The organism is Pseudomonas hunanensis (assembly GCF_013393325.1).
In the GTDB taxonomy this organism is placed as follows: Bacteria; Pseudomonadota; Gammaproteobacteria; order Pseudomonadales; family Pseudomonadaceae; genus Aquipseudomonas; species Aquipseudomonas putida_P.
In genome coordinates, this window is record NZ_QJRC01000094.1 from 201,379 (window position 1) to 218,033 (window position 16,655).

General features: G+C 62.2%; 17 protein-coding genes. 9 read left to right on the forward strand and 8 right to left on the reverse strand.

Annotated features, from left to right (window positions below; genetic code table 11):
- The first annotated feature begins 253 nt into the window (after window positions 1-253).
- The 5 genes from rloA to DM807_RS16330 all read left to right on the forward strand — a co-directional run bounded on the left by rloA (window position 254) and on the right by DM807_RS16330 (window position 5,623).
- Window positions 254-790 (forward strand): retropepsin-like aspartic peptidase RloA, encoded by a 537-nt coding sequence (gene rloA, locus DM807_RS16310; RefSeq protein WP_012271589.1) that lies wholly within the window; start codon window positions 254-256, stop codon window positions 788-790.
- A 5-nt stretch (window positions 791-795) separates the two neighbouring features.
- Window positions 796-2,331: an osmotic stress tolerance membrane protein RloB gene (rloB, locus tag DM807_RS16315; protein ID WP_012271588.1), complete on the forward strand. Its 1,536-nt coding sequence runs from the start codon at window positions 796-798 to the stop codon at window positions 2,329-2,331.
- Window positions 2,331-3,311, forward strand: coding sequence for an alpha-L-glutamate ligase-like protein (locus DM807_RS16320; RefSeq protein ID WP_012271587.1), 981 nt, complete (start codon window positions 2,331-2,333; stop codon window positions 3,309-3,311). Before rloB ends, DM807_RS16320 begins: the two co-directional genes overlap by 1 nt.
- A 154-nt stretch (window positions 3,312-3,465) precedes the next feature.
- Window positions 3,466-4,809, forward strand: a complete 1,344-nt coding sequence (gene pabB / locus DM807_RS16325) for an aminodeoxychorismate synthase component I (protein WP_179027559.1) — start codon at window positions 3,466-3,468, stop codon at window positions 4,807-4,809.
- 79 nt (window positions 4,810-4,888) lie between these two features.
- Complete coding sequence (locus DM807_RS16330; protein ID WP_003250299.1) at window positions 4,889-5,623, forward strand: phosphoadenylyl-sulfate reductase; 735 nt, start codon at window positions 4,889-4,891, stop codon at window positions 5,621-5,623.
- Window positions 5,624-5,661: 38 nt separating this feature from the next.
- Here the strand turns inward: DM807_RS16330 and cysB are convergent, their stop codons facing one another.
- The 3 genes from cysB to DM807_RS16345 all read right to left on the reverse strand — a co-directional run bounded on the left by cysB (window position 5,662) and on the right by DM807_RS16345 (window position 8,347).
- Window positions 5,662-6,636, reverse strand: coding sequence for an HTH-type transcriptional regulator CysB (gene cysB, locus DM807_RS16335; RefSeq protein WP_010953293.1), 975 nt, complete (start codon window positions 6,634-6,636; stop codon window positions 5,662-5,664).
- 129 nt (window positions 6,637-6,765) lie between these two features.
- Window positions 6,766-7,263, reverse strand: a complete 498-nt coding sequence (locus DM807_RS16340; protein ID WP_012271585.1) for a universal stress protein — start codon at window positions 7,261-7,263, stop codon at window positions 6,766-6,768.
- Window positions 7,264-7,399: 136 nt separating this feature from the next.
- Window positions 7,400-8,347, reverse strand: a complete 948-nt coding sequence (locus DM807_RS16345; RefSeq protein ID WP_179027560.1) for a putative 2-dehydropantoate 2-reductase — start codon at window positions 8,345-8,347, stop codon at window positions 7,400-7,402.
- Between the two features lie 232 nt (window positions 8,348-8,579).
- On the opposite strand from DM807_RS16345, the gene DM807_RS16350 reads away from it, so the two are divergent.
- A complete protein-coding gene (locus DM807_RS16350; protein WP_012271583.1) occupies window positions 8,580-9,656 on the forward strand; it encodes a 3-deoxy-7-phosphoheptulonate synthase in 1,077 nt (358 codons plus the stop codon).
- 58 nt (window positions 9,657-9,714) lie between these two features.
- Here DM807_RS16350 and DM807_RS16355 read toward each other — a convergent pair whose 3' ends face one another.
- The gene (locus DM807_RS16355) at window positions 9,715-9,996 is read right to left on the reverse strand and encodes a GNAT family N-acetyltransferase (RefSeq protein ID WP_003250290.1); all 282 of its coding nucleotides are present in this window, start codon (window positions 9,994-9,996) and stop codon (window positions 9,715-9,717) included.
- Window positions 9,997-10,502: 506 nt separating this feature from the next.
- Here DM807_RS16355 and oprI point away from each other — a divergent pair.
- Entirely contained in the window at window positions 10,503-10,754 is a 252-nt protein-coding gene (oprI, locus tag DM807_RS16360; protein ID WP_003259780.1) for an outer membrane lipoprotei OprI, read from the forward strand.
- 132 nt (window positions 10,755-10,886) lie between these two features.
- Here oprI and DM807_RS16365 read toward each other — a convergent pair whose 3' ends face one another.
- From DM807_RS16365 to DM807_RS16375, 3 genes are all read right to left on the reverse strand, one after another.
- The gene (locus DM807_RS16365; protein ID WP_012271581.1) at window positions 10,887-11,864 is read right to left on the reverse strand and encodes a L,D-transpeptidase family protein; all 978 of its coding nucleotides are present in this window, start codon (window positions 11,862-11,864) and stop codon (window positions 10,887-10,889) included.
- A 113-nt stretch (window positions 11,865-11,977) separates the two neighbouring features.
- Window positions 11,978-12,268 carry a hypothetical protein gene (locus tag DM807_RS16370; protein ID WP_012271580.1) on the reverse strand — a complete coding sequence of 97 codons (291 nt, stop codon included), beginning with the start codon at window positions 12,266-12,268 and terminating at the stop codon, window positions 11,978-11,980.
- A 58-nt stretch (window positions 12,269-12,326) separates the two neighbouring features.
- Window positions 12,327-12,932: an arylesterase gene (locus DM807_RS16375; protein WP_041166452.1), complete on the reverse strand. Its 606-nt coding sequence runs from the start codon at window positions 12,930-12,932 to the stop codon at window positions 12,327-12,329.
- Window positions 12,933-12,942: 10 nt separating this feature from the next.
- Here DM807_RS16375 and DM807_RS16380 point away from each other — a divergent pair, with 10 nt between their 5' ends.
- Window positions 12,943-13,626, forward strand: a complete 684-nt coding sequence (locus DM807_RS16380; RefSeq protein ID WP_012271578.1) for an ABC transporter ATP-binding protein — start codon at window positions 12,943-12,945, stop codon at window positions 13,624-13,626.
- A complete protein-coding gene (locus tag DM807_RS16385) occupies window positions 13,626-16,133 on the forward strand; it encodes an ABC transporter permease (protein WP_179027561.1) in 2,508 nt (835 codons plus the stop codon). The genes DM807_RS16380 and DM807_RS16385 overlap by 1 nt, the downstream gene beginning before the upstream one ends.
- A gap of 47 nt (window positions 16,134-16,180) precedes the next feature.
- Here the strand turns inward: DM807_RS16385 and greB are convergent, their stop codons facing one another.
- Window positions 16,181-16,651 (reverse strand): transcription elongation factor GreB, encoded by a 471-nt coding sequence (greB, locus tag DM807_RS16390; RefSeq protein WP_012271576.1) that lies wholly within the window; start codon window positions 16,649-16,651, stop codon window positions 16,181-16,183.
- Window positions 16,652-16,655 lie beyond the last annotated feature (4 nt).

Sequence of the window (16,655 nt, forward strand, 5' to 3'; positions counted from 1 at the left end):
AAGTCAAAGACAAAATGAATATTGTCGACAATCGTCTAAGAACGAACTATCACCGCCTTGATGCTGTCAGATCGCGCACCGCTGGCGTCAAGACGTCGGCGTGATAGAATGCCGCGCCTCCAATGGGGTATGGATAGCCTGTCTGTCATACATTCATGCTTGTTGACAGATACACGAGGAAGCTTGCGCAGCCGTTGCCAGTCGCCTTGACCCGAACCTTGCCTAGAACCTTGCACTGCACCGCGCCAGGATTATGAGACTTACACCCGTTTTATTGCTGCTATGCCTCACCCTGCTGCCGGCCCTTGGCCAGGCTGCGGGCAAGACCGTGTATGGTCTCAACGAATACGCACAGCTGGGCGACCTGAACCTGGAAGTGGCCGCCAAGCTCGACACCGGTGCCAAGACCGCGTCGCTCAGCGCCCGCGACATCAAGCGGTTCAAGCGCAACGGCGAAAGCTGGGTACGCTTCTACCTCGCCATCGATGCGGCCCATTCGCACCCGATCGAGCGCCCACTGGCACGCGTAAGCAAGATCAAGCGCCGGGCTGGCGACTATGATGCCGAATCGGGCAAGGCCTACACGGCCCGCCCGGTCATCGAACTCGAAATCTGCATGGGCCAGGCCATGCGCACCATCGAAGTGAACCTCACCGACCGCAGCGCCTTCCAGTTCCCGCTGCTGATCGGCTCCGAGGCGCTCAAGCACTTCGACGCGCTGGTTGACCCAAGCCTTAAATATGCGGCCGGCAAACCTGCCTGTGCCACCGACGCTCCCAAAGCAGAGTAATCCCGATGCGCTCTCTTACCCTCCATCTGAAAGTCCTGATCACCGTACTGGTGCTATTGGGCGTGGCGGTCACGGCTTATCAGATCTTCTTCCTCGGCATCCCGGTGACCGAGGATGAAACCGACGACCTGTGGAACATCGACGCCAAGGTCGAGTTCGTGGCCAGCACCAAGGACCCGGTCAAGGTGCAGATGTTCGTGCCGCCGCTGAACCGCGACTACGTCAGCCTGAACGAGAGCTTCATCTCCAACAACTACGGGGTCAGCGTCAACCGCGCCGACGGCAACCGCAAGGTCACCTGGTCGGCCCGCCGCGCCAGTGGCAACCAGACCCTCTACTACCGCCTGGTGCTGACCAAGCGCTACAGCAACGAGAAGACCACGGTCAAAGGCCCGACCTTCCGTGACAGCCTGGCCGTCGAAGGCCCCGAGAAGATCGCCGCTGAAGCCCTGATGGCACCGATCCGCCAGCACTCGGCCGACGTCGAAACCTTCGTCAGCGAGACCATCAAGCGGGTCAACAACCTCAACGATGACAACGTCAAGCTGCTGCTGGCCGGCGACACTTCGGCCATGAAGAAGGCCCAGATCATCGACCTGCTGCTGTCGATCGCCCACGTGCCGATGGAAAAGGTGCACACCATCCGCCTGGTCGCCGACACCCCGCAGACCCCGGAACTGTGGCTGCGCAGCTTCAACGGCAACGACTGGCTGTACTTCAACCCGGACACCGGCGAGCAAGGCCTGCCGAGCGACCGCCTGCTGTGGTGGACGGGTGACGACAACCTGATCACCGTCGATGGCGGCAAGAAGGCCAACGTCACCTTCAGCATGAACAACAGCGAGATGAACGCCATTCGCCTGGCCAAGCTGACCGACGAGAACACCGACGCCGACTTCCTCGAGTACTCGTTGTACGGCCTGCCGCTGCAAACCCAGCAAACCTTCATGATCATGGTCATGATCCCGATCGGCGTGCTGGTGATCCTGGTGTTGCGCAACCTCATCGGCCTGCAGACCCTGGGTACCTTCACACCGGTACTGATTGCCCTGGCCTTCCGCGAGACCCAGCTAGGCTTTGGCATCGTGCTGTTCACGGTGATCACCGCCCTGGGCCTGTCACTGCGCTCGTACCTGGAACACCTCAAGCTGCAGATGCTGCCACGCCTGTCGGTGGTGCTGACCTTCGTCGTGGTACTGATCGCCGCCATCAGCCTGTTCAGCCATAAACTGGGCCTGGAGCGCGGGCTGTCGGTGGCGCTGTTCCCGATGGTGATCCTGACCATGACCATCGAACGCCTGTCGATCACCTGGGAAGAGCGTGGCGGCGGCCATGCCATGAAAGTGGCCATCGGCACCCTGTTCGCCGCCTCGGTGGCACACCTGCTGATGATGGTGCCGGAACTGGTGTACTTCGTATTCACCTTCCCGGCCGTACTGCTGATCCTGGTGGGCTTCATGCTGGCGATGGGCCGTTATCGCGGCTACCGCCTGACCGAGCTCGTGCGTTTCAAGGCTTTTCTGAAGAAGGCTGACGCCTGATGTTTGGCCTGATCAAGACGTGGAAAGCCCTGGAGGCCCGGGGCATCATGGGTATCAACCGGCGCAACGCGGACTACGTGTTGAAGTACAACAAGCGCCACCTGTACCCGATCGTCGACGACAAGATCATCACCAAGGAGCGTGCCCTGGCGGCCGGCATCCATGTGCCGGAAATGTACGGCATCATCGAGACCGAAAAAGAGATCGAGAAGCTCGATCAGATCATTGGCGGGCGCAACGATTTCGTCATCAAGCCGGCACAGGGCGCCGGCGGTGACGGCATCCTGGTGATCGCCGACCGCTTCGAAGACCGCTACCGCACGGTGTCGGGCAAGATCATCAGCCATGAGGAAATCGAGCACCAGATTTCCAGCATCCTCACTGGCCTGTACTCGCTCGGCGGGCACCGCGACCGCGCGCTGATCGAGTACCGGGTGACCCCGGACCAAATCTTCAAGAGCATCAGCTACGAAGGCGTGCCGGATATCCGCATCATCGTGCTGATGGGCTACCCGGTAATGGCCATGCTGCGCCTGCCAACCCGCCAGTCCGGTGGCAAGGCCAACCTGCACCAGGGCGCCATTGGTGTGGGTGTGGACCTGGCCACCGGCGTGACCCTGCGTGGCACCTGGCTGAACAACATCATCAGCAAACACCCGGACACCACCAATGCGGTGGACGGCGTGCAGCTGCCGAACTGGGACGGTTTCATGAAGCTGGCCGCCGGCTGTTACGAGCTGTGCGGCTTGGGCTACATTGGCGTGGACATGGTGCTGGACCAGGAAAAGGGGCCGTTGATTCTGGAGCTCAATGCCCGCCCGGGACTGAACATCCAGATTGCCAACGACTGCGGTTTGACCCAGCGTACCCATGCCATCGAGGCGCATATCGAAGCGCTGGCCAAGGACGGCGTGACCGAGGATGCCGAGCAGCGGGTACGGGTCGCGCAAGGGCTGTTTGGGCACGTACCCAACCGCTGAGATACCGGGGGGCTGCATTGCAGCCCCTAATGCAGGATCAGCCTTGTGCTGCGAATGGGCCAAACACAATGTTGAATGTCGCGCCCAGTGCTAGGCGCTTTTCCTACACAGGTCTACAATCGCCCTCCTCGCTTTTACATCGCCGTCCACACTGATGCCGACCTGTACGCTTTACCCCCTGCCCTACCAGCCCGACCCTGCCGCCTATTTCGCCCGCCTGCGCCAGGCCCCCGGCGCAATTCTGCTCGACAGCGCCCGCCCTGGCGCCGAACGCGGCCGCTTCGACCTGCTCAGCGCCTGGCCGCTGCAACAGTTGCGAGCGCACCCGCACGAAGAAGGCCGCGCCTTCCTTCAGCGCCTGCGGGTCGGCCTGGCTCAACTGGGTTACGCCGACTTGCCCGACGGTGTAGAACTGCCCTTCTCCGGCGGCCTGATCGGCTACCTGAGCTATGACTTCGGACGCCGCCTAGAACACCTGCCAAGCCATGCCGTGGACGACCTCGGCCTGCCAGACGCCCAACTGGGCCTGTACGCTTGGGCATTGGTCAGCGACCATCTGCTCGGCACCAGCCAACTGGTGTTTCACCCAAACCTGGCAGCTGACGAACGCCAACGCCTGATCAGCCTGTTCCAAGGCGAAATCAACGCCGAAGCCGGCGAGTTCCAGCTGCTCGCGCCGATGGCCGGCGACCTGCAGCCCGAGCAGTACAAAGCAGCCTTTGACCAGGTACAACGCTACATCCAGGCCGGTGACTGCTACCAGATCAACCTCACCCAACGCTTCCGCGCGCCCTGCCAGGGCGACCCGTGGCGCGCCTACCAGGCCCTGCGCCAGGCCTGCCCAACGCCGTTCTCCGGCTACCAGCAACTGGCCGACGGCAGCGCCTTACTGAGCTTTTCGCCTGAACGCTTCATTCGCGTCAACCAGGGCCAGGTGGAAACCCGACCCATCAAGGGCACCCGCCCACGCGCCAGCGACCCGACCGAAGACACGCGCAATGCCGAAGAGTTGCTGCACAGCCCCAAGGACCGCTCGGAAAACCTGATGATCGTCGACCTGCTGCGCAACGATTTGGGGCGCACCTGCAAAATCGGTTCAGTGCAGGTACCGGAGCTGTTCAGCCTGGAGAGCTACCCCAACGTCCACCACCTGGTCAGCAGCATCACCGGCCAGCTGGCCAGCGACAAGGACGCGCTGGACCTGATCGGCGACAGCTTCCCCGGCGGCTCGATCACCGGTGCACCGAAAATCCGCGCCATGCAGATCATCGACGAGCTGGAGCCATCGCGCCGTGCGCTGTACTGCGGCTCTCTGCTGTATGTGGATGTGCGCGGCGAGATGGACAGCTCCATCGCCATTCGCAGCCTGCTGGTCAAGGACGGCCAGGTCAGTTGCTGGGGCGGCGGCGCGGTGGTAGCCGACTCCGAGTGGCAGGCCGAATATGAAGAGTCGATCGCCAAAGTGCGGGTGCTGATGCAAACCTTGCAGGGCTTGTGAGTCCGTCTAGCCCGCGTTTTTTTGTTACCATCACCTCATTACGAGCGCACAGCGCCACAGCCAAGATGGAAACCGCCTGATGAGCCAACCCTTCGACGTCGCCGCCCTGGCCGCGACCTACGCCAACAAGTCCCCACAGGACATTCTCAAGCTCGCGTTCGAGCATTTTGGTGATGACCTGTGGATCTCCTTCAGCGGCGCCGAGGACGTGGTGCTGGTCGACATGGCCTGGAAGCTGAACAAGCAAGTCAAGGTGTTCAGCCTCGACACCGGTCGCCTGCACCCGGAGACCTACCGGTTCATCGACCAGGTACGCGAGCAGTACAACCTGCCGATCGAAATCCTCAGCCCTGATCGGGCCAAGCTCGACCCGTTCGTCAAGGAAAAGGGCCTGTTCAGCTTCTACAAGGATGGCCATGGGGAGTGCTGCGGCATTCGCAAGATCGAGCCGTTGCGCCGCAAGTTGGCCACCGTCAGCGCTTGGGCTACCGGCCAGCGCCGCGACCAGAGCCCGGGCACCCGCAGCCAGGTGGCGGCACTGGAAATCGACAGTGCCTTCTCCACCCCTGAACGTACGCTGTACAAGTTCAACCCGCTGGCGCAGATGAGCAGTGAAGAGGTGTGGGGCTATATCCGCATGCTTGAACTGCCGTACAACAGCCTGCATGAGCGCGGCTTCATCAGCATTGGTTGCGAGCCGTGCACCCGGCCGGTGCTGCCGAACCAGCATGAGCGTGAAGGGCGTTGGTGGTGGGAAGAGTCGACGCAGAAGGAATGCGGGTTGCACGCGGGCAACCTGATCAGCAAGGCTTGAAATAGCCGGGGCTGCTATGCAGCCCCAGCATTCTTGAATCAGTGCACTGGCAGTTCGACGCCTTCGAAAAGTTCTTCCAGCTCCTGCTTGTTATGGCACTGAATCGCCTTGGCCATCACTTCGCGGGTCAGGTGCGGGGCGAACTTCTCGATGAAGTCGCACATGAAGCCACGCAGGAAGGTGCCACGGCGGAAGCCGATCTTGGTAATGCTGGCTTCGAACAGCTCGCTGGCGTCCAGGGCCACCAGGTCACTGTCGAGCTTGGCATCCACGGCCATGCCAGCAACGATGCCCACGCCCAACCCCAAGCGTACATAGGTCTTGATCACGTCGGCGTCAGCCGCGGTGAATACAACTTTCGGCGTGAGGCCTCGGTGGTTGAAGGCTTCGTCCAGCTTCGAACGCCCGGTGAAACCGAACACGTAGGTAACGATCGGGTATTCGGCAACGGCTTCCAGGGTCAGCTTCGGCAGCTTGGCCAGTGGGTGACCTTGCGGCACCACCACGCAACGGTTCCACTTGTAGCACGGCATCATGATCAGGTCGCCGAACAGCTCCAGCGCCTCGGTAGCGATAGCGAAGTCGACCGTACCGTCCGCAGCCATCTCGGCAATCTGCATGGGTGAGCCCTGATGCATGTGCAGGGACACTTCCGGGTATTGCTTGATGAAACTGCTGATTACCGGCGGCAGTGCATAACGCGCCTGGGTATGGGTAGTGGCAATGGACAGCGTGCCCTTCTTCTCGTTGGAGAACTCCTGGGCGATCTGCTTGATGCTCTCGACCTTGCGCAGGATTTCGCCTGCGGTATTGATGATGCGCTCACCGGCCGGAGTAACGCGGGTCAGATGCTTGCCACTGCGGGCAAAGACTTCAACACCCAGTTCGTCTTCGAGCAGGCGGATCTGCTTGCTGATACCTGGCTGGGAGGTATACAGGCTCTGCGCCGTCGCGGAGACGTTGAGGTCATGGTGCGCCACTTCCCAGATGTAGCGCAGTTGTTGAAGCTTCATAGGTTCCCCTCGGTTCAGCGATGAGTCCGCGGCAGCAGGCAGCGACGATATATAACTATATTAGTGGTTCTGAAAATAAATCTAGAACTATTTTGTTACGCGCCAGCCGGAAATGGCCTACAGCCATCTTCATGTTTTCCTACGCCCCAGGTGCTGCGCCAAAGGCACCATGTACACCGGCACCGGCGACAATTGCAGCAGCCGCACCGCCGTGCGCCCCAGCGGTACATCTACCCCGGCACCGGCGCTGTGGCTACCGAATATCAACAGGTCGACGCTTAGCCGCTGCGCCTGGTCGAGAATCACTTGGGCCGGGTCGCCCTGCCGTACCCGCACGGCTCTGATCACCGCCAGATCGGCTTCTTCACCTAGCTCGTCGCGAAAGCTTTCCAGCACCCGCTGCTCTATATTCGCCATCACCGTGTTCACACCTTGGCTATGCAACTGGTCGAGCGTCTGCTCATCGAGGTAGCTTTGCAGGAGGGATTCGGCGAACTGGCCCATCGGCTCTACCGCGTGAATCACATACAATTCGGCGTTGAACGTGCGCGCCAACGCCAGCGCGTGCTGCATCACGAAAGGGGCGTAGACACCGAGGTCGGTGGCGTACAGCATGGAGCGGATCATTCGACCTCCTCGACTGCCGCAGCGGCAGAGCAAGCTTCAGCTTAGCAGCGCGCCGGATGCACGCTTTGCCGTCCGGCGCGCTGCTGGCGTGGGCTGGAGCGACCCACAGCGAGTGCCGCCAAGGCCGAAGCCGCCTTCAGTGGGGCCGATTACTGCTGTCGATGAAACTCAGCGCCTGATACAGCATCTCCATGCGTGGCAGGCTGCACCCCGCCGCCCGAGCGCGTGCCAGCGGCTCGGCATAGATAGCCTGCAGTTCAAGGGGGCGCTGGTGGGCATGGTCGTGGTACATGCTCGGCCAGTAGTCGGGCATGCGCTCGGTCACCTGGAACAAGTGCTCGGCGTAGCCCTCCGGTAACACATGGCCACAGGCTTCCGCCCCCTGCACCACCTCGGCCATCAAGGCCTGGATCAGCTCGCGACTATGGCGCTCGGCCATCAGCGGCGTGGTGCTCGCCCCCAGCAGCACCGACAGGCCGTTGTAAGGCACGTTCCACACCAACTTCTGCCAGCGAGCCTGGGCCAGGTTCGGCATGGCCTGCGAATCGATGCCCGCGGCCTGGAACAACCCGGCGCCTTCCGCGACCAGCGCGGCGCCACCATCAATGGCCGGCCCGCTGTGGTACCCCAGATTGACCGCACCTAGAGCCTGGTGACGGATTACACCCGGTGCCTGGCGATTGACACAGATGAAGCACAGGCCGCCAAGCAGATGCATGTCGCTGCGCAAGGCCGAGCGCAACTGTTCCTCCACACCCAGGCCATTCTGCAACAGCACCACCTTGGCGCCGGGCGCAGCGGCCTGGACGATCAACGGCGCAAGCTGCGCGTTGCTGGTGGCCTTGGCGCCGATCAGCAGCCAGTCACACGGCGGCATGTCGGCGGCATTGACGTAAGCCTGCACCTTCATTTGCAGCGTGCCATGCACGGCACTGTCCAGGCTAAGCCCCTGCTCGCGAACGGCCTGATACTCGCTGCGCAGCAGAAAATGCACATCGAAACCGGCCCGGGCCAGCATCAACCCATAAAAGCCGCCAATGGCGCCACTGCCGATGATGCCGATGCGCGGGGTGTTCGAATCCATGCCAATCTCCAGCTATAGGGTCAGCCCTCTTTTTACACAGGTTGAGACGCGCTGGGCAGCCCATTCGCGCGCAACCCCCTCGAACAGGGAAAAACCCCACAATGACTGGGCTTAGCCCATTGTCGCGCCACCTGTAACGCGCTAAGGTTCGGCTCCCCGCTGCGATTATTCTTGCTGCTGGGCCGCACGGGGATTGTTGGCGGCCGGCACCCGTGACCTGACGAGTAACACGATGGCTGATTTACCGATCGATGACTTGAACGTTGCCTCCAACGAGACCCTGATCACCCCTGATCAGCTCAAGAAGGAAATCCCCCTCAGCGCCAAGGCCCTGCAGACCGTGACTGCCGGCCGTGAAGTGGTGCGCAATATTCTCGACGGCAAGGACCATCGCCTGTTCGTCGTGGTCGGCCCTTGCTCGATCCACGACATCAAGGCCGCCCACGAGTATGCCGAGCGCCTGAAAGTGCTGGCCGAAGAAGTGTCCGATACGCTGTACCTGGTCATGCGCGTGTACTTCGAAAAGCCACGCACCACCGTCGGCTGGAAAGGCCTGATCAACGACCCATACCTGGATGACTCGTTCAAGATCCAGGACGGCCTGCACATCGGCCGCCAGCTGCTGCTGGACCTGGCTGAAATGGGCCTGCCGACTGCCACCGAGGCGCTCGACCCGATTTCCCCGCAGTACCTGCAAGACCTTATCAGCTGGTCGGCCATTGGTGCTCGCACCACCGAGTCGCAAACCCACCGCGAGATGGCCTCGGGCTTGTCCTCGGCGGTCGGCTTCAAGAACGGCACCGACGGCGGCCTGACCGTTGCCATCAACGCTTTGCAGTCGGTGTCCAAGCCGCATCGCTTCCTGGGTATCAACCAGGAAGGCGGTGTATCGATCGTTACCACCAAGGGCAACCCTTACGGCCACGTGGTACTGCGCGGCGGCAACGGCAAGCCGAACTACGACTCGGTCAGCGTTGCCCTGTGCGAACAGGACCTGGCCAAGGCCAAGATCAAGGCCAACATCATGGTCGACTGCAGCCATGCCAATTCCAACAAGGACCCGGCCCTGCAACCGCTGGTCATGGAAAACGTTGCCAACCAGATCCTCGAAGGCAACCAGTCGATCATCGGCCTGATGGTCGAAAGCCACCTGAACTGGGGCTGCCAGTCGATACCGAAAAACCTGGACGAGCTGCAGTATGGTGTGTCGATCACCGACGCCTGCATCGACTGGTCGGCTACCGAGAAGACCCTGCGCAGCATGCGTACCAAGCTGAAAGATGTGCTGCCGCAGCGCAAGCGCGGCTAAGCATTGCAACAACGAAAAACGCCGGGCAATGCCCGGCGTTTTGGTGTCTGGTGCCTGCTCAGGCTTTGCTCGAATGCCGCTGCTGGCGCTCCATGTAGCGCTCCACATACGAGCAGGACGGAATCACCGTGTAGCCCATCTGCTCGGCGTACTCCAGGGCTCGTTCGGTCAAAGCGGCAGCGATCCCGCGGCCGCGCAGGGCGTTGGGCACGAAGGTGCGATAGATGTCCAGCGTCTGCTTGCCCAAATCCATGTACGTCAGATAGGCACGATGACCGTCCACGTTGGTCTCGAACTGATGACCCGCCTGGTCATGGTGGATGGTCAGCGCTTCGCTCATCACTACTCCTTGCAGGTCTTCTCGGCAGACCCATACCTTAACCGATGGTTGTTTATCCGGCACAGAATCTCTACGCCACCTGTTGCCCCTTCGACCACTGGACGATTGTAATCGTTCGGATCCTCTGGCACTCACAAGATAGTAGGCGCCGCGAGCGTGATTGCTCAAGGTGGCGGCGGTTAAAAATGGCCAAAATGGCATCAGGGCGACTTTCCCCATCCCACCCAACAGCCGCCGGATGTTCTAGGGCTTAAGACGCTGAGGGACAGTTAAAGTCACCCTTAGTTCAACAAAAAAGTTCCTGTACTACAATCGCTTGCGAACCCTGCACGTTTTTTTCACAGAAGCGTCGCAAATCTTGTCGGCGCAGGGTCAAGCAACATTTTTTTTGCAGTTCTTGCGCTCGGTCAGTTTACTTACTACAAGTAATGGGTACTATGTACGCCGGCCAGTTTCTCTTTCCTGAGAGATGGCTATTTAATAGAAAGTCCTTGAAGGGGAACACGATGAACAACGTTCTGAAATTCTCTGCTCTGGCTCTGGCCGCAGTTCTGGCTACCGGTTGCAGCAGCGTATCCAAAGAAACCGAAGCTCGTCTGACTGCGACTGAAGACGCAGCAGCTCGCGCTCAAGCTCGTGCTGACGAAGCCTACCGTAAGGCTGACGACGCACTGGCAGCCGCTCAGAAGGCTCAGCAGACCGCTGACGAAGCCAACGAGCGCGCTCTGCGTATGCTGGACAAAGCCAGCCGCAAGTAATAATCCTCACGGATTGTTAAGAAGCCGACCCACTTGTGGGTCGGCTTTTTTATTGCCTGTGAAACGGGCAAACACGTCAGGCGGGTACGAAAAGGCCTGCACTAAGGCAGGCCCGGGTGTGTCGCGATTACCTTACTGCAGTTCGGGCGGAATGCTCGTAACCATTGGTGTGCCACCCTGGTTTTCCACGGGCACGGCAATTTCTACCGGCATGCCATCTTCTGCAGCCACCACGTCTCGCACCATGTCCCAGTTCATGCGCAGGTTATTGGCCAGGTCTTCGCGCTTGAGCAAGGCATTGATAACGGCGGTGTGTTTGTCCACCACTGACGGGTTACCCTGGTCATCCAGCGGCGTGTGTGCCTCAAGATAGACCTTGCCGCCACTGATACCAAACTTGTACGGCTCGTTGATGATGCGTACCGGAGTACCCACCGGCACCATCTTCGACAGTTCCAGCACGTTGTTGTTGAGCATGCGGAAGCAACCGTGGCTGGTACGCATGCCAATGCCGAACTTCTTGTTCGAACCGTGGATCAGGTAGCCCGGCACACCCAAGGTGAACTTGAACGGCCCCAGCGGGTTGTCCGGGCCAGCCGGCACCACGGCGGGCAGGATGTCACCGTCCGCTGCGTGCTCTTTGCGAATCGAGGCAGGCGGCGTCCAGGTCGGGTTTGGCGTCTTGGCAGTGATCTTGGTGTTGGCGATCGGCGAACCCCAACCCTCCCGGCCAATACCCAGCGGGAAGGTATGTACCACGTTCTGCCCTTTCGGGAAGTAATACAGGCGGTACTCGGCCAGGTTGATGACGATGCCTTCACGCGGGCCCGGCGGCAAGACGTAACGGGTCGGCAGGATGATTTCGGTGCCGGCGCCCGGCAGCCAGGGGTCGACGCCCGGGTTGGCGGCAATCATTTCCAGGTAGCCGAGGTCGTTGGCGGTGCCGATATCGGCGAACGTGTCCTCGTACTTTGCCTTGATCACATGCACCTGGCCGACGATGTCTTCACCGGGCGGTGGCAGTGGCAGCTCCAGCGCAGCAGCGGGGCCCGCTACCAGCAGGGCGGCCAGGGACAGGCTACGGGTGACGGCAGGAAAGCGCGGCAACATCCGGTAAATCCTTCGAAAGGTGGGTCAAGAGGATCGATTGTACACCCGCGCCAGTGCAAGCGGGAGGCATTGGCGTCATGCAAGCGTTTCAGATGATGAAAGGTGCTTGCCGTTCAGCTGCCATGCAGCTCAGGCCACACCGGGCGCATGCCGCGTCGCTGGGCATCGAGGATGGCACGGCATAGGTCACACAGGCGGCCATCGCGGTAGATCGAGCGCGGGACCCCCGACCAGCGCGGCTGCGCAGGTAGCAGACCACCGCACAAGGTACGGTCGACTGGCACACCCAGCTCAAGCTGGCGGGCCACGAGGTGAACACGGATTTCCTGGCAGGCGAACAAGTCGAGCTGCTCGTCAGGCTCGATCAGTTGGTAGGCAAACAGGGACCAGGCAGGGCGCGGCATTGGGGGCACTCGAAACGGGGGGCGCAACATTAGCCGAAAGGCGCCCTCGTTTAAAGCTTCACAGCAAGGGTTTTATCGCTGGCCAGGCATTTTCCAGCAGGCGCTGCTGGGCACCCTGCGCCGGATGGATGCCGTCGGCCTGCATCAGCTCAGGCACGCCCCCTACCCCTTCAAGGAAAAACGGCACCAAGGGCACCTGCTTGTCCGCTGCCAGCTGTTCATACACGTTGGCAAATGCGGTGGTGTAGCGCACACCATAATTGGGCGGTAGGCGCATGCCCAACAAAAGTACCTTGGCACCAGCCTGGCGCGAACGCTCGATCATCGACGCAAGATTTTGTTGCAATTGCGCGGGCGGCTGCCCGCGCAGGCCATCGTTACCGCCCAGCTCCAACACCACCAGGCTGGGTTTATGGGCTGCAAGCAGCGCCGGCAGCCGTGCCTGGCCGCCTGCGCTGGTGTCACCGCTGATCGATGCATTGACCACTTTGTCATCGAAACCTTCGTCCTTGAGGCGGGTCTGCAAGAGAGACACCCAACCCTGGCGGGTATCCAGGCCAAAACCGGCGCTGATACTATCGCCAACAATCAGCAGCGTTCCCGCCGCCGCGCTCTGGGCCAGGCAATACAGGGCCAGACCGGCACTCAACCACCACACTCGCATCGGATTCTCCATGAGCCCCAGCATTCTCGTTGCGCAGAACCTTAGCAAAGTGGTCCCCAGCGCGGAAGGCGACCTGACCATCCTCCACGCACTTTCCCTTGATCTCACCCAGGGTGACAGCTTGGCCATCGTCGGCGCCTCGGGCTCTGGCAAGTCGACCCTGCTCGGCCTGCTCGCGGGCCTCGACCAGCCCAGCGCTGGCAAGGTCATTCTCGCCGGCCATGACCTGGGGCCACTGGATGAAGACCAGCGCGCCCGTGTGCGCGCCGAACATGTGGGCTTCGTGTTCCAGTCGTTCCAACTGCTCGACAGCCTCAATGCGCTGGAAAACGTCATGCTGCCACTGGAGCTGGACGGCCGCCGCGATGCACGCGAACAGGCGCGCACCCTGCTGGAACGGGTCGGCCTCGGCAAGCGCCTGAGCCACACCCCACGCCAACTGTCGGGCGGCGAGCAGCAGCGGGTGGCCATCGCCCGCGCCTTCGCCGCACAGCCTGCGGTGTTGTTTGCCGACGAACCCACCGGCAACCTCGACAGCCACACGGGTGAGCGCATCAGCGACTTGCTGTTTGAATTGAACAAGGAGCGCGGCACCACCCTGGTGCTGGTCACCCATGACGAACGCCTGGCCCGGCGCTGCCGCCGCCAGATCCGCCTGGACGCGGGGCGCCTGGTGACCTCGGTGGAAGCCTGATGAACCACATGCCGTTATCCCGCCTGTGCGGCCTGGCCCTGCGCCAGTTGCTGCGCGACATTCGCGCCAGCGAAGTACGCGTGCTGTTCTTTGCCCTGCTGGTGGCGGTGGCAGCCAGCACCGCCATCGGCTATTTCGGCGCCCGCCTTAACGGTGCCATGCAACTGCGCGCCAGCGAATTCCTGGGTGCCGACCTGGTGCTGCAGGGCAGTGCCCCCGCCCGCGAGCAACAGATCGATACCGGCACGGCACTTGGCTTGCGCCACGCGCAGGTGGTCGAGTTCACCAGTGTGGTGGGCGGCGATAACGGCATCCAACTGTCCAGCGTCAAGGCCGCCGACGGCACCTACCCATTGCGCGGGCAAGTACGCAGCGCGCCGGCACCTTACGCCGAGGAAACGCCTGGCGGCGGCCCTGCTCCTGGCGAGGCGTGGGTCGAACCACGCCTGCTGGCGGCACTGGGGCTGGCGATTGGTGACAGCATCGACGTAGGCATGAAAACCCTGCGCATGAGCCGCGTGCTGACCTACGAGCCAGACCGCGCCAACAACTTCTACAGCCTTACCCCGCGCGTGATGATGAACCTGGCCGACCTGGGGGCAACCGGCGTGATCCAGCCGGGCAGCCGGGTCACCTACCGCGACCTGTGGCGCGGTGATGCCGAGGCACTGGCCCGGTACCGCCAAGCCGTGGAAAAAGACCTGGCCGCCAACCAGCGCCTGCGCGACACCCGCGATGGCAACCAACAGATCGGCGGCGCGCTGGGCAAGGCCGAACGCTACCTGAACATGGCCAGCCTGGTGGCCGTGCTGCTGGCCGGCGTGGCTGTGGCCCTCTCGGCCAGCCGCTACGCCGCACGCCGCCTGGACGCCAGCGCCCTGCTGCGCTGCCTGGGGCTCTCACGCCGCCAGGCTCTGGGCTTGTATTGCCTGCAGTTGGCCATGCTCGGCCTCGTCGCCGCCTTTGCCGGCGCCCTGCTCGGCTGGCTGGCTCAGTTGGGCCTGTTCCGCTTGCTGCACGGCCTGCTGCCAAGCGTGGTACCGGCCGGTGGCATCATCCCGGCGCTGGCCGGTATCGGTACCGGGCTGGTTGCACTGGCCGGCTTCGCCCTGCCGCCAATTGCCGCCCTGGGCCAAGTTCCGCCACTGCGGGTACTGCGCCGTGATCTGTTACCGATACCACCCAGCAGCTGGTTGGTGTACGGCGCCGCTCTGTTTGCCCTGGGCCTGATCATGTGGCGCCTGAGCCTCGACTTGCTGCTCACTTTCGCCCTGCTCGGCGGCGGCCTGGTCGCTGCACTATTGCTCGGTGGCCTGCTGTTACTCGGATTGCGCAGCCTGCGCCAGCTGCTGGCCGGCGCGCCACTCACCTGGCGCCTGGGGCTCGGCCAGCTGTTACGCCACCCCATGGCTGCCGCCGGCCAGGCCCTGGCCTTCGGCTTGATTTTGCTGGCCATGGCCCTGGTCGCCCTGCTGCGCGCAGAACTGCTCGACACCTGGCAAGCGCAGTTGCCCAAGGATGCGCCGAACCATTTCGCCCTGAACATCCTGCCGGATGACCGCGAACCGTTCGCTCAACGCCTGCACCAGGTCAACGCCACTTCAGCGCCGCTGTACCCGGTGACGCCCGGGCGCCTGGTGCAGATCAACGAGCAGCCGGTACAGCAGATCGTCAGCAAGGACTCGGCAGGCGAGCGCGCCGTACAGCGCGACCTCAGCCTGACCTGGGCCGCCGAATTGCCCGAAGGCAACGCGCTGACCGCCGGCAGCTGGTGGCAAGCCTTGCCAGCCGACAACGAAATCCCCGGGGTATCGGTGGAAGCGGAACTGGCCAGCAGCCTGAAACTGCACCTGGGCGACCTGCTGACCTTCGACATCGGCGGCCAGCAGCGCCAGGCCCGCGTCAGCAGCCTGCGTAGCGTGCACTGGGACAGCTTCCAGCCGAATTTCTACATGATCTTCCAGCCCGGCACGCTACAAGGGCTGCCGACCACCTACCTGACCAGCTTCTACCTGGCACCGGGGCATGACCTGGATGTGGTGGCGCTGTCACGGGCGTTTCCGGCAGTGACCATCCTGCAGGTGGATGCCTTGCTCGACCAGCTGCGCAGCATCCTCGCCCAGGTGACCCTGGCGGTGGAGTATGTGCTGCTGTTCGTACTGGCGGCCGGGCTGGCGGTGCTGTTCGCAGGCTTGCAGGCCACACTGGACGAACGCATTCGCCAGGGCGCCTTGCTGCGCGCCCTGGGGGCGGCGCGGCCGTTGCTGGTCAAGGCTCGGCGTATCGAATTCGGTTTGCTGGGAGCGGCCAGCGGGCTGTTGGCTGCAGTGGGCTGCGAACTGATTACCCTGGTGCTGTACCGCTACGCCTTTGACCTGCAATGGAGCCCACATCCGTGGTTGCTGGTGTTGCCGCTTGCGGGGGCGTTGCTGGTGGGGGGTGCGGGGGTACTGGGGACGCGACGGGCCTTGAATGCTAGCCCGCTGGCGGTTCTACGCGACACTTGATGGCTGCCTGTGCCCGCGAAGAGGCGGGCACAGGTAACGTCAACTCATCACCCGTAGCTGATGCTGTTCACATACCAGGTCGCTTCACCAGTAGGTGTATGCACCACCACCTCATCGCCCTCCTCCTTCTTCAACAAGGCGCGGGCCATGGGCGAGTCGATCGAAATGTAATCGTTGCGCCCGTAGATCTCGTCATAGCCGACAATGCGAAACTTCATGGTCTCGCCCTCATCGTTCTCGATTTCGACCCAGGCACCGAAAAACACTTTGCCCTCCTGCTGCGGCGAGTACGCCACCACCTTCACATCTTCAAGGCGCTTGCGCAGGTAACGCACTCGGCGGTCGATTTCGCGCAGTAGCTTCTTGTTGTACTGATAGTCGGCGTTCTCGCTACGGTCTCCCAGCGACGCCGCCCAGGCGACTTTCTGGGTGATTTCCGGCCGATACACCCGCCACAGGTGGTCCAGCTCCTTCTTCAGCGCCTCATGGCCTTCCGTGGTGATGATGTTGGTGCTCAACAGC

Excerpts from the sequence above, each read along its gene's own strand:
- DM807_RS16370 (WP_012271580.1), bottom strand. The coding sequence starts at position 12,268 with ATGCCGCGCCCTGCCTGGTCCCTGTTTGCCTACCAACTGATCGAGCCT.
- DM807_RS16385 (WP_179027561.1), top strand. The coding sequence starts at position 13,626 with ATGAACCACATGCCGTTATCCCGCCTGTGCGGCCTGGCCCTGCGCCAG.
- DM807_RS16345 (WP_179027560.1), bottom strand. The coding sequence starts at position 8,347 with ATGGATTCGAACACCCCGCGCATCGGCATCATCGGCAGTGGCGCCATT.
- DM807_RS16330 (WP_003250299.1), top strand. The coding sequence starts at position 4,889 with ATGAGCCAACCCTTCGACGTCGCCGCCCTGGCCGCGACCTACGCCAAC.
- pabB (WP_179027559.1), top strand. The coding sequence starts at position 3,466 with ATGCCGACCTGTACGCTTTACCCCCTGCCCTACCAGCCCGACCCTGCC.
- DM807_RS16380 (WP_012271578.1), top strand. The coding sequence starts at position 12,943 with ATGAGCCCCAGCATTCTCGTTGCGCAGAACCTTAGCAAAGTGGTCCCC.
- oprI (WP_003259780.1), top strand. The coding sequence starts at position 10,503 with ATGAACAACGTTCTGAAATTCTCTGCTCTGGCTCTGGCCGCAGTTCTG.
- DM807_RS16355 (WP_003250290.1), bottom strand. The coding sequence starts at position 9,996 with ATGAGCGAAGCGCTGACCATCCACCATGACCAGGCGGGTCATCAGTTC.
- DM807_RS16375 (WP_041166452.1), bottom strand. The coding sequence starts at position 12,932 with ATGCGAGTGTGGTGGTTGAGTGCCGGTCTGGCCCTGTATTGCCTGGCC.
- DM807_RS16365 (WP_012271581.1), bottom strand. The coding sequence starts at position 11,864 with ATGTTGCCGCGCTTTCCTGCCGTCACCCGTAGCCTGTCCCTGGCCGCC.
- cysB (WP_010953293.1), bottom strand. The coding sequence starts at position 6,636 with ATGAAGCTTCAACAACTGCGCTACATCTGGGAAGTGGCGCACCATGAC.
- rloB (WP_012271588.1), top strand. The coding sequence starts at position 796 with ATGCGCTCTCTTACCCTCCATCTGAAAGTCCTGATCACCGTACTGGTG.
- DM807_RS16340 (WP_012271585.1), bottom strand. The coding sequence starts at position 7,263 with ATGATCCGCTCCATGCTGTACGCCACCGACCTCGGTGTCTACGCCCCT.
- DM807_RS16320 (WP_012271587.1), top strand. The coding sequence starts at position 2,331 with ATGTTTGGCCTGATCAAGACGTGGAAAGCCCTGGAGGCCCGGGGCATC.
- rloA (WP_012271589.1), top strand. The coding sequence starts at position 254 with ATGAGACTTACACCCGTTTTATTGCTGCTATGCCTCACCCTGCTGCCG.
- DM807_RS16350 (WP_012271583.1), top strand. The coding sequence starts at position 8,580 with ATGGCTGATTTACCGATCGATGACTTGAACGTTGCCTCCAACGAGACC.